The organism is Pseudomonas soli (genome assembly GCF_021283165.2).
In the GTDB taxonomy this organism is placed as follows: Bacteria; Pseudomonadota; Gammaproteobacteria; order Pseudomonadales; family Pseudomonadaceae; genus Aquipseudomonas; species Aquipseudomonas soli.
The window spans coordinates 1,235,588-1,249,402 of record NZ_CP128543.1 but is presented as its reverse complement, the minus strand read 5'-3'; the positions used below and the strand labels follow the sequence as shown (position 1 = coordinate 1,249,402).

Sequence of the window (13,815 nt, the reverse complement as noted above, 5' to 3'; positions counted from 1 at the left end):
AGCCGGAGAATGCCGTGAAACCGAAACGTCCTTCCATTCCTATGCCGGTACAGGCGCTCCGCCATCGGCGCTGGCCCTGGTTCGTGGCGATTGGACTGATCACACTGCTGTTGATCTGGCTCGTGTCCCGCGCACCCAGTGAACCCGCGTTGCAGGCTCCCGCGCAGGTCAGCACCGCGCAGGTGGCCGGGCCTCCCTGGCAGATGGGCAACGCGCAGGGCCGTTTCACGCTGACGCTCTATGCCGACCTCGAATGTCCGTTCTGCCGAGCGTACTTCCCGCAGCTCAAGCGCTGGGTGGGTGCCAACGCGGACGTAGCTCTGCAATGGCACCACCAGCCGCTGGCCGCGCACGAACCGGCCGCCTCCGCCGAGGCACGCCTGGCCGAGTGCGCCGCCGAAAGTGGCGGGCATGCTGCGTTCTGGCAGGCCATTGAATGGATCTATGCGCACACACGTAGCGACGGCTTGGGCTTGCCCGAGGGTCTGCGCTATCCCGGCCTCAACCCAGCCGTCGAGCAGTGTTTGGCCAGCGAGCGACCGGATAGGGTGATTCGCGCTCAGGCCGAGGAAGCCACCAAGGGCGGCGTGACCGCGACGCCTTCGATTCGTCTGCAGGATCGCCAAACCGATCAGGCAGTCGTGTTGCAGGGGCCGATCGAAGGCGATGCACTGCTGTCGGCCATGGACATGCTGGTGGCTGAGGATGCCGCCGCTCCACCGACCACCGAAATGCCTGCCGACGTTGTCGGCGACATGCCCAGGTAGCCTGCGGTCTTTGAGGCTACGGCGCAGCACGCTGCGCTGACCGTCACCCGTTCGCCTCGCATCCTGGGCGCGAACGATCACCGCAGCAGCGGTGATGGATGCACCTTGTTCCGTTGTTCCATTCCCTGGAGGGCCTGCCCTCCAGGGGCATGTGCGCTCTCCGATTTCCCTGCCTGGAGGTTCGCCATGTCTGTCGTCATCAATGACTCCTGCCTGGAGTCGCTTTCCGATATTTCTATTCAGAACGAGGACTGGATCGTTCAGCAAGCCATCGTGTTGCTGGAGCGGCGGGTTTTCAAAGCAGGGCCACGTCTTGAGCGGCCCGCAGCGGTCAGGGACTACCTTCGTTTGAAGCTGGTCGCCGAGCCCAACGAAATATTCGTCGTCGTGTTCATGAACAGCATGCACGCCGTGCTGGCCGTGGAGCCGATGTTCCATGGAACGATCAATGCGACCTCGGTTTATCCACGTGTCGTGCTGCAGCGAGCGTTGCAACTGAACGCCGCTGCGGTCATCTTCGCGCATCAGCACCCCTCGGGCACCACCGAGCCATCCAATGCGGATCGGTTGCTGACCGAGCAGTTGAAGACGGCCTTGGCGCTTATCGACGTGCGGGTACTCGACCATTTCGTGATTGGTCAAGGCGCACCGTACTCGTTCGCCGAGTCTGGTCTTTTGTAATCACAGCGGAGGCTTCGGCCTCCGCTTTTTCCATGCGACAGCACCGAAAAGGTATGCGGGGTGCCCGCGATGCGCATTGTTTGTTGGGGCGGCAGCGGGTTCGCGTTCGACTATGGCTCTGATCAACTTCCAGGGCACGCGACATGCCAGCATCTTTATTCCGCTTCGCATCCGGCTGGCGAACCCTTGGCCTGGCCGTTGCACTGCCGGCATCCTTGGCCGTTTTCAGCCCAGCCACCTTCGCCGCCGATGTGGTGGTCGTCACCGACAGCCGCCACCCGGTCAAGACTATGGGTGGAGAGCGGCTGATCGAGCTGGATGAAGGCCAGCGCATCGAAGCCGAGCTTTCCGCACAGCTGCCCGCCGATCCCGAGCAGGCCACGGCCATCGTCAAGCGCCGCCTGAACAACGGCGGTGCCGGCCTCCAGCGCCGCATCGCTTCCGCATACCAGGGCGTCGCCGACGCCTGGAGCCTGGGCGTCACCAGCATTCCGGCAGTCGTGGTGGATCAGCGTTACGTGGTCTATGGCGAGCCGGACGTGGCCCGTGCCGTCGCGCGCGTTGCGCAACACCGGAGGCCGCAGCCATGACCCGCCCCTTCGAGCGGATGCGCCTCCTGCGTGCTGGCGTGGCCTCAGTGCTGCTGCTCAGCGCCACGGGCAGCTACGCCCTCAACACCGCAACCATCGTTGGCTCAGTGGCATCGCCAGACTGCCTCGAATACCGCGTCGTCGGCATCTGCTACTGGCTCTACTGCACCTGGACGGGCTGCACGGTGCGCACGTCCATCAAAGTTCGCCACTACATCCCGGATGCGGTCGTCTCCAGCTACAGCAACACCGGCGAGAACCCCTGGGTCGAAGTTCGTCCGATGAGCACGCCCAACCCTTCGGCCCAGGCCGGCGGAGACGGCACCACCAACGAAGACCACGAGAACAATCTCGCCAAGTTCAAGAACGCGGACGTCATCGGCCACCCCGGCGTCGAGGTGTTCAACCAGTTCGTCTCATCGTCGGGCTACTTCTGCGAGGGTGCGGGTACGGCGTTCATGCCATACCTGCTCAGCACCCTGGACACGCTGGCCTGGCGCTACAACGTGCCCGAGATGGCCTACCCGGAGGCGCTGATTCCGGGCAGGCGCGAGGTCGGCGCGCGCACCACGCTGAACCTGTGGGGCAACGTGTATCCGCGCGGCGGCTTCCTGCACCAGGCCGACGACCACAAGGCTGGCGCCGTGGTGGCCCAGCGCGCCGGCGATGTCGTCACGCGCCGCGGGCAGATCCACGTCTACCAGCCGCTGCTCGCGAACTCGCGGCCCGGCTACTGGCCTGCCGGCGCGCTGATGGAAGGCGATGCCTCGACCGGCAAGTGGCAGGAACTCACGCCCGTCCTGTCCTCGTCCTGCACGGTCTTCCCGCGCAGCGGCTTCCTGACCCAGGCCCAGCAAGGCGACTACGCCTGGGCGCTGTGGCGGCCTTATTCGTGCTGCGAACGCCGGGGCCAGGTGTTCCTCGGCAGCGTCGATTTCCAATGAGGGTACGGCGATGAAGCGTCCTGAACTGATGAACCTCTCCACCAAGGCATGCCGCCTGCTGCGCCCCACAGTGCTGGCCGGCGCGCTCGCCCTGGGCTGCGGCCTCGCGTGGGCGCAGGCTGGCTTCCAGACCAGCGGCCCCGTCATCGGCGATGAAGTCATGTACTCGATCGGCGGCGGCAGCGCGGTATCCATGGGCCGCGCCGCCGGCATGCGCTCGATCGGGGTCGGCGTGGGCTGGAACAGCAATCTCATCTGCGGCGACATGAGCATCCAGACCACGCTGCGCAACCAGCTCAACGGCATCACGAACGGCTTCCAGCAGATCATGAGCAACGTGATCCAGAGCGCCACGAGCGCCGTGGCATCCCTGCCTGCGCTGATCATCCAGCGCGCCGATCCCGGTCTGTACAACCTGCTGACCAACGGCGTGCTGCAGGCGCGGCTGGATTTCGACCGCTCGAAGCTGACGTGCCGCGCCATGGCCGAGAGGATGGCCGACACGGCGGGCGGCCAGTTGGGCTGGAGTCAGATGGCCGAAGGCATGGCGTTGCGCGATGCGGTGTCGAGCACGGATGCCGTGTCGGCGATCGAGCAGGCCGAAACGCGCCGTGGCAACGATGGCGTGCCCTGGGTCGGCGGCAGCAATGCCGGTGGCGCGGGCCAGCCCGCCGTCCGGGTGGTCGGCGACGTGACCCGCGCGGGTTACAACCTCGTCAACGGCCGCGGCGTGACTGACACGTCCTCCATCGCGCCCACCAGTTGCGCAAGCCTGTCCTGCCAGACCTGGACGTCGCCGCAGCAGGCCACCGAATGGGCGACACGGGTGCTTGGGGAACAGGTGCAGCGCACCTGCGATGCCTGCACCAAGACCGAGACGGTGCCCGGCGTCGGACTGACGCCGCTGATCCAGGAGGAGTACGAGGAGAAACTGGAAGCCCTGCAGGAACTGGTCTCGGGGACGCGCAACACGACGTTCGAGCACTTGCGTGCGGCCGGCAGCACCTCGCTGCCCATTACGCGGGGCGTGATCGAGGCGCTGCGTGACGAGCCGGACAAGGAGCTGCTGGCGCGGCGCCTGGCATCGGAGGTCGCGCTGTCGTCGGTGTTGGAGAAAGCGTTGCTGCTCCAGCGCACGCTGCTGACCGGCAAGAAGGAACCCAACGTGGCGGCGAACCAGCTGGCGGTCGCGGCGGTGAACCACGAAAGCGACACGCTCGACCAGGAGATCCGCAACCTTAAGACCGAACTGGAACTGCGCCGCGAGCTGGCCAACAACTCGCCGATGGCCATCATCCAGCGCCACGGCACGCGCGCGGCCGGCTCGCGCGGCATCTACGAAGGCGACCCGGTGCCCGACCGCCTCGACCAGTTGCAGAAGGGCAACCCAGGGAGCCGGCCATGAGCACGACCTCGTGGCGCCCGCGCTGGCTGTTCAGCCGGCGCGTGGGGCAGGCACTGCTGTGGGCGGTGATGCTCGTCGCCGCGGCCGTGGGCGCCAACATCGTCGGTATCTACCTCGTCGGCAGCGTTGCTGGATGGGAGCAGTGGCTGGTGGCTGCCGCGGGCTACTTCCTGGTGTGGCGGTTGTGCCTGTATGGGGCGACGGCCTATGGCTGGGTCTGGATGCGCCGCCGGCTGCTGGCACGCGAGGAACAAAACGGGACAGATGGGCAGGCACGGCGCCGCCTGGTGCGCAGCGAGATCGCCGGCGTCTTCGCCATCGTGGTGCTGGAAGCCAGCCTGCTGATGCAGGGCTGAAGGGAGATTCGGGCCATGACGCTTTTCACGACCGACTACCTGGAGTACTACCTGACCCTCGTGTCCTGGATCGTCCATAACGGCATCTGGGCGGTGCTGGTCTCCAGCGGTGTCTTCGCGCTGCCGTTCGTTGCGATCATCGTGCAGGAATGGTTGAAGGCCCGCTCGGAGGGAGCCGACGAAGGCAACAAGGGTGTGCTCTCGGCTGCGCGCATCGAGAACCGGGTGTTCGTCGCCATCGTGGTGGTGATGTTTGCGGGCATCCCGTTCATCGACGTGGATCTCAACACCATCCAGTACGACAGCTCGCGCTCGGCCCAGTGCCAGGTCAGCGTGCCGCAGCCCACGGATACCGGCTGGTCGCAGTCCTTCAGCACCATCAACAACCAGAGTGCCAAGGTGCCGGTCTGGTGGGGTTTCATGCACGCGCTCTCGCGCGCCGTCACGGGGGCCTCGGTGGCCGCAATCCCGTGCGGCACCGATCTGCGGCAGATGCGCATGGAGATCGACGCCACGCGCATCGACGATCCGGTGCTGGCTCAGGAGGTGGCGGATTTCTCGCGCGACTGCTACGGGCCGGCGCGCGCCAAGCTGTTCATGCAGCGCCCGAACCTCGATGAGACGCAGATGCACGACGTGACCTGGATCGGTTCGCACTTCTTCACGGACACGAGCGGCTACTACGACACCTACCGCTCCAGCACGCCGCGCGACGACTGGCCCTACGACAGCACCCGCGATGCGGGGCTTGCGCAAGTGGCCAGCGGTGGCGGCTACCCGAACTGCAGGCAGTGGTGGGCCGACGGCAGCAACGGCCTGCGTGCGCGGCTGCTGGGGCAGGTGGACCCGAGCCTGTTGAATCGCCTGGCGGGCTGGGCCGGATTCCTGAGCCGTGCCGAGGTGGACGATTCCGTGATCCGCGCGATTGCCTCGCCACGGCAGCAGAAGCTCAACCAGGGTTCGGTCTATACCGACTACGGCGGCCAGATCGACAAGACCTTGCCGAACATCGTGACGCGCGCGGCTGGCGACGTCGGGATGGCCGTGGGGGCGGTCGCCGCGTTCCCGGCGATGGACGTGGTGCGCCAGGCGCTGCCCATGGTGCTCGCGCTGCTCAAGATGGCGCTCGTGATCTGCATCCCGCTGGTGCTGGTCGTGGGCACCTATGACCTGAAGACGGTCGTCACCGTGAGCGTCGTGCAGTTCGCGCTGTTCTTCGTGGATTTCTGGTTCCAGCTCGCACGCTGGGTCGATTCAACGATCTTGGATGCGCTCTATGGCTGGGGGTTCGGCTGGAACCGGCCGCACACCAACTTCGACCCGTTGGTGGGGCTGAACAATGCCTTCGGCGACATGCTTCTGATGTTCGTCATGGGCACGATGTTCATCGTGCTGCCCACGTTCTGGATCATGGCCTTGGCTTGGGCGGGTGTTCGCGCCGGGAATGTCCTGCAAGGCCTCGCCGGGGCAACGGGGGACGCCAAGGCTGCCGGAGGCAAGGGCGGAGGCATTGCGATCAATGCCATCTCAAAAAAGTGAGCAGCGCTACTCGTCGTCCTCGATGTGCGGATCGATTCGGAAACCATCGTAGGTGTACAGACCGAATCCAGCAGGCCCGTTGCGCCATTCCGGCTCGGTCGGGTCGTCGTCCAGGCCCGCATTGCGCGCCACCCATGCAGCCACCACCGCGGCCACCAGCAGCAGCGCCAGCCAAGACGCGGTGTACAGCAGCACACCAAGTGCGACCAGCTTGACCACCCACAATCCCATAGCGGCACCAACGACCGGCACCCCCTTGGAGGCGAGCCAGTTCGACAACCGTCGCTCGCCACGCACATAAGTGCGCCATCCACGACCGACGGTGCGGCCGAGGCGCTCCGAGGTGCTGATTCGGGTCGTCGTGTTCATGGTCGTCTCCTGCTACGTGAGGAATGCCTACTCCAGTTTGCTCCAATCCTGCCTGCTTACCTGTACCAATGCGTTCCAGTCGTCTGGCGGATTTCCCCGCCCGAGCATCTTCTCGAACACTGCGTATGGATCTGACTTGCTGCCCGATGACCGCAAGGTCTGCTCGTCGTTGACCCAGGCATATACGATGACCTTCGCCTTCGAGTCGTACCGGAAGAACAGCCGGTACCGTCTTCCAAGTTTGGCCCGCCGCCAATGGCGATAAGCCGGCCCCATGGTGTTGCCCTGACGATATTCGTCGCGGGCTGGATCGCCCGGCACCACATCTTGCATCAACTGGACCAAGGCCCGGAAGAACTTGACGTTGGCGTTGGACCCGAAGCGCTCCGGGTCGCTCTCTTGCGCACGCAGCACAGCTGCGCGCAGTTTCATCATCTGCTCGATCAAGTTGTCGTGGAACAGCAGCGTCCAGCCATGCTGTTGCATCAAATTTCCACGTCCTCATCGAAATCGTCGGCCAGGCTCACCTTGTGGCCCGCATGCTCTAGCATCGTGCGAGCCAGATCCTTCGGCAACCCGCGAATGTTCCGGCCAGCCTCAATATCGCGGGCCAGAAGGGTCAGGAACGCGGCAATGGCGGGGTCTTCGTGCTCGGCATCAGCACGGGTCACGACGACTTCACTGCCACGCAGCTCGAACGCGAGCTTGCTGCCGGTATCGGCGCCAAGCGCCTGCCGGATTGACTTGGGTAGCGTGATCTGGCCTTTGGAGGTCAGCGTGGCAACTTCATGAATGGCAGGCATGGCGGTTCTCCTGGAGGCAATGCCTGCATTGTAAGGAAACTTCCTTACATCGTCAATGCGGTGGGGCCTCATGGCGTCCTCCCGAGTCCAAGAATCGGCCCATCGTAGGCTGGGAACAGCCCGCCTTCCCGCATCAATCCGGCCCCGCTGCAACCCGCATTGGTGGTGGACGATCAACGCCTGGCGCCCTATACCCAAAGGCTGTTAAGGGCCAAAAGGCCGAAAGGGGAAGGGAATGGAGTGCAAGGGGAAAGGCCCTACCTCGAAAAAGCAAAAAGGCCTCCCGGTCGGCCCGCCATCAGGACACCCTCATGCTCTCCCTGTTCCAGCGAAAACGGGCCTCGGTCGCTGCCGCTCCGTCGCCAACGCCAGCCACTGATCTTCCGAAAGGGCTGCTGCGGCCCGAGTCGGCCGCATCCCTACTGGCGATACCGCGCCGGCAAAAGCTGCTGGAACACATCTGGCAGCGCACATCGCTGTCGCGCAAGCAGTTCGCCATCCTCTATCGCGCTCCGCTGGAGTGCTACGCCGAGTTGGTCCAGCAGTTCCCTGCATCGGAGGCCCATCACCATGCGTACCCCGGCGGCATGCTCGACCATGGCCTGGAGATCGTCGCCTACAGCCTGAAGCTACGGCAGTCCCATCTGCTACCTATCGGCGCCAACCCCGAAGACCAAGCGGCGCAGTCCGAGGCCTGGACCGCCGCCGTCGCCTACGCTGCGCTGCTGCATGACATCGGCAAGATCGCCGTCGATCTGCATGTCGAACTGGCCGACGGCAGCACTTGGCACCCTTGGCACGGCCCGTTGCAGCAGCCGTACCGCTTCCGCTACCGCGATGATCGCGAGTACCGCCTGCACAGCGCCGCGACGGGATTGCTCCACCACCAACTGCTCGATCGCCAAATCCTGGACTGGCTCAGCGGCTACCCCGCGCTCTGGGGACCGCTGCTTTATGTTCTTGCCGGCCAATACGAACACGCTGGGGTGCTTGGCGAACTCGTCGTGCAGGCCGATCGCGCTTCGGTCGCCCTGGAACTGGGCGGCGATCCTGCCCGCGCCATGGTCGCGCCCAAGCACGCACTGCAACGCAAGCTGCTGGACGGGTTGCGTTACCTGCTCAAGGAGGAGCTGAAGCTGAACCAACCCGAGGCCTCCGATGGCTGGCTCACCGAAGACGGCTTGTGGCTGGTGAGCAAGACGGTCTCGGACAAGCTGCGCGCACACCTGCTGTCCCAGGGCATCGACGGCATCCCTGCGAACAACACCGCCGTGTTCAACGTGCTGCAGGATCACGGCATGTTGAAGCCCACGCCGGACGGGAAGGCAGTCTGGCGCGCGACCGTGATCAGCACGACGGGCTGGTCCCATTCATTCACCTTGTTGCGACTGGCGCCGGCGCTGATCTGGGAATCCGGCGAGCGGCCAGCACCTTTTGCCGGTACGGTGGCGATCGACGCGACGCTCGCAGAAAACGACGCCAGTGCGCCAGCTACCCCGCCTGCGGTCGTGATGAAGCCCGCCCAGGAAGACCAGGGGCCCCGACCTTGGGAAGGCGGCAGCGCCGCTGCCTTGGCTCCGCCGCCCACGGCCCACCAGGCCTTGCCCGACGCGCTGGAGGACATGCTCACGATGGTTGGCATGGGTGATTCGAGCGGCACCCAGCAAGATGCGGAAGTCGTTTCGAGCATGACGCCTGCCACGCGCCCCGAGGCGTCCATGCCAGCGATGGTCACGGTTTCACCGACGTCTATGCCCACGGCTGCGACATCGCCCTCAACGGCGCGGCCCTCCGGCGAGCACTTCATGACATGGCTGCAACAGGGCATCGCATCACGCCGGCTTATCATCAACGATGCGAAGGCGCTCGTGCATACGGTGAGCGATACCGCTTACCTGGTCAGCCCAGGCGTCTTCCAGCGCTATGCGCAGGAGCACCCACAGGTAGGCGCATTCGCCAAGCAGGAGAACCAGCAAGATTGGCGGTGGGTGCAAAAACGCTTCGAGCGGCTGCAACTGCATCGCAAACAAGCTAGCGGACTGAATATTTGGACTTGCGAAGTCACCGGGCCGCGAAAATCGCGCAAGCTACACGGCTACCTGCTTCTTCAGCCGCAATCGGTATTCGGTGACGTGCCACCAAACAATCCCTACTTGGCCGTGCTTCCGACGTGAATGACCAGACTCATTCAGCATCAGAAGATCCGCCGTCCTTGAGTTCGGCGAACTTCGCAGCCATTGTTGGGTTACCCCGAGTCAACTTCTTGATCGTCACGTCCTGCGCCTTGTCGTTCGCAAGTCGAAGATTCCTGTCGGTGCCAAGCAGGGCCTCCTTCGTCTTCTGTAGGTGGTCGATCGACTTGTCAATTTCATCGATTGCTGTCTGAAATCGCCTGGAGGCGAGGTCGTAGTTTTTCGCGAATGCGGTCTTGAACGTATCCAGCTGGGTCTCGAAGTTCGTGATATCGATGTTTTGCGCCTTCACGAGCGCCAGTTCCAATTTGTACTTGAGCGAATTCATCGCCGCATTTCGCAGCAGCGTGATGATGGGAATGAAAAATTGCGGCCGAACAATGTACATCTTCGGGTGGCGGTGGGACATATCAATGATCCCAGTGTTATATAACTCACTGTCCGGTTCGAGTAGAGAAACTAGCACCGCATACTCACAGCCCTTCTCGGTGCGATCCTTGTCGAGCTCCTTCAGGAAGTCTTCGTTCTTCTTCTTGGTGGCAGTTTCGTCATTCTCGTTCTTCATCTCGAACATGATCGAGACGATCTCGGTGCCAGCTTCATCGGAGTCGCGAAAGATGTAGTCTCCCTTGCTGCCGCTGCGCGCATCGTTGTCCTTCTCGAAATACGCCCTCGGAAATGCGGTGGCGCGAATTCGATTGAACTCGGTCTCGCAATGTTGCTCAAGGGGTCGCCTCAGAAAACGGAAAATAAAGCACGCTAAGCCGGTTGCAGCGGTCGTAGCGGCCTGAACTTGCCCGCGCCGATCTTGGCGCTGCTGCGCCAGAGGTAATCGCCGGTGAGGTTGATGTGCTCCCAACCGAGCGGCGACAGGTACTGCAACAGCGCGTCATCAACGGCATGGCCGTTGCCACGCAGCGCGTGCGCAGCCCGTTCCAGATAGACCGTGTTCCACAACACGACGGCAGCCGTTACCAGATTGAGGCCGCTAGCCCGGTAGGGGTCTCCTCGTTTTCAGTGCAATAAGTGACGGTACGAAAAGCTAGCACTGGCGCGGAGGTGGTGTTGGTAGATCGTTGATTTCATTGACTTTCCTGTTCACTTTCAAATCTGCGATTCGTGGCGTCAAACCGTGGTCGGTTTCATCCATTGGTGCCAGTTATCGATGCATTTGGCCGCGAAGGCAGGATTTGGTCAGCATAGCGGTCAACCGGGAAGCGAAACACACCCCGCAAGTTGATGCTCTCCAGCCTGGTGGGCGCAATCTTCCCGATCAGTTCCGGTGGAATGACCTGGCGGCGGTTCGACCAGCGATCCAGGACCGCCTGCATCTGTGAGGTATTCCACGCCATCACGATGTTGGCCATCAGGCTCAACGCATCGGCCACAGCCTGCATTTCATCGACACGTTTGGCCTGCGCCGGGCTGATCCGGCCGGTATAAATGGCGCGCTTGAGGGCGTTAACAGCCTCGCCCCGATTGAGCACCCGGCGCAACTCGTTCCTGAAAGCGTCCTTGACAAAGTAGTCAGCCAAAAACGCCGTACGCAGCAACCGCCCCAATTGCACGCCAGCCTCATAGATTGGATCGCCCTGGGCGGCAGAACCGAACCGCGCAAGAGCTGCCACCGCACTGGCATGTCCGCTCATGACCGAGGCTGCCAGGTGCACCAGACTATCCCAATGCTTTTCGATCAAAGCGACGTCGACATTGGCTTCGCACACCGCAGCGATTTCTGCGGGCACTTTGGTGCCGCGTGGCACAAAGAGGTGGCGCTGTTTGAGTTCCTTCAACCGCGGGCAAAGATCAAAACCAAGCAAACGGGCATGTGACATGGCAAAGTCGGTGTAGCCATGGGTATCCACAGCAAGCTGGCTGGTCTCCAGCTTTTCTTGGCGGATGACACCTTCAATGGCCACGCCCGCCTGGCGCTCATTGAGCACAAAGGGCTGCGCATGGAAGATGCCCCACCGGTCTTTTACATGGGAGTAGATTCCAATGGAAGGTGTGTTGCGCCGAGGATCAAGCCGGGCTTGCCACACCCGTTTGGTGGTCTCCATGGTCATCATGTCAGAAGATGCCAAATCGGACCGCCCCCAGGTGGCGGCAATCGGGTGTCGCTGCATGAATTCCAGCACAGCCTGGCAGGCCTGGCTCAGACGCCGTTCGTCCCGCGCCCAGCGCATGGCCTGGCGAATGCTGGTGGCAGACAATTGCGGAATCATGCGCGCGCATTCGACCGCAGTCAGACTGGTGCCGTGGGCCATGATGCCGGCATAGACCATCAGCAGCTCGTCGGTAGAGCGCGGCTCACGTCCGAGCATGATCCAGCTAAAGCGCACCTGGGCGTCAACGGCCAGAATCACTTCCGGCAATTGAACCTCACCGATGCGGTGATCCAAAGCCGCGCGCAGCTTGGTCACTTCTGGGTCTTCGTCCTCTGCGGGCAATGGCGACAAATGGAGTTCATCATCCACGCGCAGTACGCCACTGCGGGCTGCAGCGGCCACCGCATCGACACCGGCAGTTACTCTGGCCAGCAAAGGCTTCAAGAAAGTGGCAGCCTTGCTGGGTAACGATAGACGGGCATAGTGTTTCTTGGACTCTGCCTGCCAACGCTCGTCCGTGAAGAACAAGCGCGCACGACCCCGAAAGCTCAGGCTGTGCTCAATCCAGACCGAGCCATTGCGCACCGCGCGGCGCAGGGCAAACAGGGTGGCCACCTCCAACGCCTGAAACGCCCGTTCCCGGTCTGGGCTGGAGATCGAAACCTGCCAGATCATTCCCAGACTTGGTGCCACCACTTCAACTGGCAGCTTTCTGGATCCTTTGAGATATAAAGCTTGCAGCTTGGCAAGGTACTCGATGGCAGGATGCTCGCCGGTGGCCTGCCAGGGCAGCTTTGCAATGGCGACGAGCAACGACCGCACGGGGCGAATTCCATCAATCAATCCCTCGCGGACCAGGGAGGCCCTGCTCGGTGGTTTGCGTTTCTGGGTTTCGGTGATCAAGGCTTCAAGACGGGCACGCAACTCAGCATCTGGCACCGCACCTTGCGCGCTCAAGGCAACAAGTTCGCCGAGCAGCGTTTTGTACATTGCGGCCCAATTGACGGTAGCGGGGACATCGGCGGCAGCCTGACGCCACAGATCGGCGATCCGGCGCTGCACCATAAGGATCAACTGGTCTGTGGTGGTGAACAGGCAATACCGAAGAAAGCATGCGACCTCCACGGTGCGCGCTGGCTCTTTGATCTTGGCTCCGGCTGAGGGCGGCCTGGAGACAAGTCGGCGCGCGTAGCGGCGCAAGATGAGATCGGGGATGTCTGCCAGGTGCTTATGAACGTCCAGCGTGTAAAGCAGGTCGATGCGCTCCAGTACCTCGCTGATTTGGCGGGTTGAGTGTTTCGCCGGTGCAGCCCATAGCCAACTCTGCTGGGTTTGTCCATCTGGGCGCAGCTCTGAAACTGAGGCTCGCCAGCGATCAAGTGTTGCTGGATCAACGCTGGCGGCGATGGCGGTGCCTGTTTCAACTTCAAGCTGGGCAAGTGCCGCCGCAATCAGTGTCCGAATTGCCCGCTCGTGCACGATCACCAGCTTGTTCTTGTACAGCCATTGACGCGCCCGCACGAGTAGCTGATCGCGGTCGGCGCAGCGCGCCACTTCGTCGCGCAGTTCACGTACCAGTGAGCGGCGCTGGTGCTCGCTCATCCACTGGAATCCAAGGACCGTGCAGGCTACTTGTTGGTGATCGAATAGCGTGCGCCCGCGTTCATACATGGCTCTCAGCGAGGCGACTTCTGGTGCTGCAATGCCAAGCTCGTTGCCAAGGTGGCGCCACAAGGCTACTGGAATTACCCGAAAGGCACCGAGCAAACGCCCACTCATGCGCAGGAAACCAATATGGAGCGCCAGACCAAGCTTGTGGGAATCACCTCGGCGTGCATTGATTGCGTCGCGCTCGGCACCATCGAAGGTGAAAAATGCCTTCATCTCGAAGTCGCTGATATCGCGGGGGAGCCCACGCATCCCCAAAAACGTTGTGTGCCAACCCTGCATCGTGAACCTCAAAAGTGGGAGGCCACCATACCCGTTTACAAAGCGAACAGGAAAGTCAATGAAATCAACGGTCTACCCAGACCACCCCCGCGCCAGTGCTAGCTTTGCGTA

The 13,815-nt window shown here is 62.8% G+C and carries 13 protein-coding genes and 1 pseudogene; 8 read left to right on the top strand and 6 right to left on the bottom strand.

Going from position 1 to position 13,815, the window contains the following annotated elements; translation table 11 throughout:
* The first annotated feature begins 14 nt into the window (after positions 1 to 14).
* From LU688_RS05660 to LU688_RS05630, 7 genes are all read left to right on the top strand, one after another.
* Entirely contained in the window at positions 15 to 767 is a 753-nt protein-coding gene (locus tag LU688_RS05660; protein ID WP_031299380.1) for a DsbA family protein, read from the top strand.
* A 186-nt stretch (positions 768 to 953) separates the two neighbouring features.
* On the top strand, positions 954 to 1,448 hold the full coding sequence (gene radC, locus LU688_RS05655; RefSeq protein WP_003158647.1) for a RadC family protein: 495 nt from the start codon (positions 954 to 956) through the stop codon (positions 1,446 to 1,448).
* A 143-nt stretch (positions 1,449 to 1,591) separates the two neighbouring features.
* On the top strand, positions 1,592 to 2,038 hold the full coding sequence (locus LU688_RS05650) for a TIGR03757 family integrating conjugative element protein (RefSeq protein ID WP_003158648.1): 447 nt from the start codon (positions 1,592 to 1,594) through the stop codon (positions 2,036 to 2,038).
* A complete protein-coding gene (locus LU688_RS05645) occupies positions 2,035 to 2,982 on the top strand; it encodes a TIGR03756 family integrating conjugative element protein (protein WP_003158649.1) in 948 nt (315 codons plus the stop codon). The genes LU688_RS05650 and LU688_RS05645 overlap by 4 nt, the downstream gene beginning before the upstream one ends.
* Before the next feature lie 10 nt (positions 2,983 to 2,992).
* On the top strand, positions 2,993 to 4,387 hold the full coding sequence (locus LU688_RS05640; RefSeq protein WP_003158650.1) for an integrating conjugative element protein: 1,395 nt from the start codon (positions 2,993 to 2,995) through the stop codon (positions 4,385 to 4,387).
* Entirely contained in the window at positions 4,384 to 4,743 is a 360-nt protein-coding gene (locus tag LU688_RS05635) for a hypothetical protein (protein WP_003158651.1), read from the top strand. Before LU688_RS05640 ends, LU688_RS05635 begins: the two co-directional genes overlap by 4 nt.
* Before the next feature lie 15 nt (positions 4,744 to 4,758).
* Positions 4,759 to 6,282 (top strand): conjugal transfer protein TraG N-terminal domain-containing protein, encoded by a 1,524-nt coding sequence (locus LU688_RS05630; protein ID WP_003158652.1) that lies wholly within the window; start codon positions 4,759 to 4,761, stop codon positions 6,280 to 6,282.
* Between the two features lie 6 nt (positions 6,283 to 6,288).
* Here LU688_RS05630 and LU688_RS05625 read toward each other — a convergent pair whose 3' ends face one another.
* The 3 genes from LU688_RS05625 to LU688_RS05615 are packed head-to-tail and all read right to left on the bottom strand — an operon-like array spanning position 6,289 to position 7,454.
* A complete protein-coding gene (locus LU688_RS05625; RefSeq protein WP_003158653.1) occupies positions 6,289 to 6,651 on the bottom strand; it encodes a DUF3742 family protein in 363 nt (120 codons plus the stop codon).
* A 27-nt stretch (positions 6,652 to 6,678) separates the two neighbouring features.
* Complete coding sequence (locus LU688_RS05620) at positions 6,679 to 7,137, bottom strand: type II toxin-antitoxin system YhaV family toxin (protein WP_003158654.1); 459 nt, start codon at positions 7,135 to 7,137, stop codon at positions 6,679 to 6,681.
* The gene (locus LU688_RS05615; RefSeq protein ID WP_003158655.1) at positions 7,137 to 7,454 is read right to left on the bottom strand and encodes a type II toxin-antitoxin system PrlF family antitoxin; all 318 of its coding nucleotides are present in this window, start codon (positions 7,452 to 7,454) and stop codon (positions 7,137 to 7,139) included. Before LU688_RS05615 ends, LU688_RS05620 begins: the two co-directional genes overlap by 1 nt.
* A 311-nt stretch (positions 7,455 to 7,765) precedes the next feature.
* Between LU688_RS05615 and mobH the strand changes: the two genes are divergently transcribed.
* The gene (gene mobH, locus LU688_RS05610) at positions 7,766 to 9,628 is read left to right on the top strand and encodes a MobH family relaxase (protein WP_003158656.1); all 1,863 of its coding nucleotides are present in this window, start codon (positions 7,766 to 7,768) and stop codon (positions 9,626 to 9,628) included.
* 10 nt (positions 9,629 to 9,638) lie between these two features.
* Here the strand turns inward: mobH and LU688_RS05605 are convergent, their stop codons facing one another.
* The 3 genes and pseudogenes from LU688_RS05605 to LU688_RS05595 form a co-directional block, all read right to left on the bottom strand.
* Positions 9,639 to 10,505, bottom strand: coding sequence for a DUF2130 domain-containing protein (locus LU688_RS05605; protein WP_023465076.1), 867 nt, complete (start codon positions 10,503 to 10,505; stop codon positions 9,639 to 9,641).
* A pseudogene (locus tag LU688_RS05600) lies at positions 10,406 to 10,645 on the bottom strand (Tn3 family transposase); the annotation flags it as partial. The gene LU688_RS05605 and the pseudogene LU688_RS05600, both read right to left, overlap by 100 nt.
* 143 nt (positions 10,646 to 10,788) lie before the next feature.
* A complete protein-coding gene (locus LU688_RS05595) occupies positions 10,789 to 13,704 on the bottom strand; it encodes a Tn3-like element IS1071 family transposase (RefSeq protein ID WP_003158660.1) in 2,916 nt (971 codons plus the stop codon).
* Positions 13,705 to 13,815: the final 111 nt, after the last annotated feature.

What these genes read in the sequence shown, in the direction of transcription:
- LU688_RS05615 (WP_003158655.1), bottom strand. Translation starts at nt 7,454, where the DNA reads ATGCCTGCCATTCATGAAGTTGCCACGCTGACCTCCAAAGGCCAGATC.
- LU688_RS05625 (WP_003158653.1), bottom strand. Translation starts at nt 6,651, where the DNA reads ATGAACACGACGACCCGAATCAGCACCTCGGAGCGCCTCGGCCGCACC.
- LU688_RS05640 (WP_003158650.1), top strand. Translation starts at nt 2,993, where the DNA reads ATGAAGCGTCCTGAACTGATGAACCTCTCCACCAAGGCATGCCGCCTG.
- LU688_RS05595 (WP_003158660.1), bottom strand. Translation starts at nt 13,704, where the DNA reads ATGCAGGGTTGGCACACAACGTTTTTGGGGATGCGTGGGCTCCCCCGC.
- radC (WP_003158647.1), top strand. Translation starts at nt 954, where the DNA reads ATGTCTGTCGTCATCAATGACTCCTGCCTGGAGTCGCTTTCCGATATT.
- LU688_RS05620 (WP_003158654.1), bottom strand. Translation starts at nt 7,137, where the DNA reads ATGCAACAGCATGGCTGGACGCTGCTGTTCCACGACAACTTGATCGAG.
- LU688_RS05645 (WP_003158649.1), top strand. Translation starts at nt 2,035, where the DNA reads ATGACCCGCCCCTTCGAGCGGATGCGCCTCCTGCGTGCTGGCGTGGCC.
- LU688_RS05630 (WP_003158652.1), top strand. Translation starts at nt 4,759, where the DNA reads ATGACGCTTTTCACGACCGACTACCTGGAGTACTACCTGACCCTCGTG.
- LU688_RS05635 (WP_003158651.1), top strand. Translation starts at nt 4,384, where the DNA reads ATGAGCACGACCTCGTGGCGCCCGCGCTGGCTGTTCAGCCGGCGCGTG.
- LU688_RS05650 (WP_003158648.1), top strand. Translation starts at nt 1,592, where the DNA reads ATGCCAGCATCTTTATTCCGCTTCGCATCCGGCTGGCGAACCCTTGGC.
- mobH (WP_003158656.1), top strand. Translation starts at nt 7,766, where the DNA reads ATGCTCTCCCTGTTCCAGCGAAAACGGGCCTCGGTCGCTGCCGCTCCG.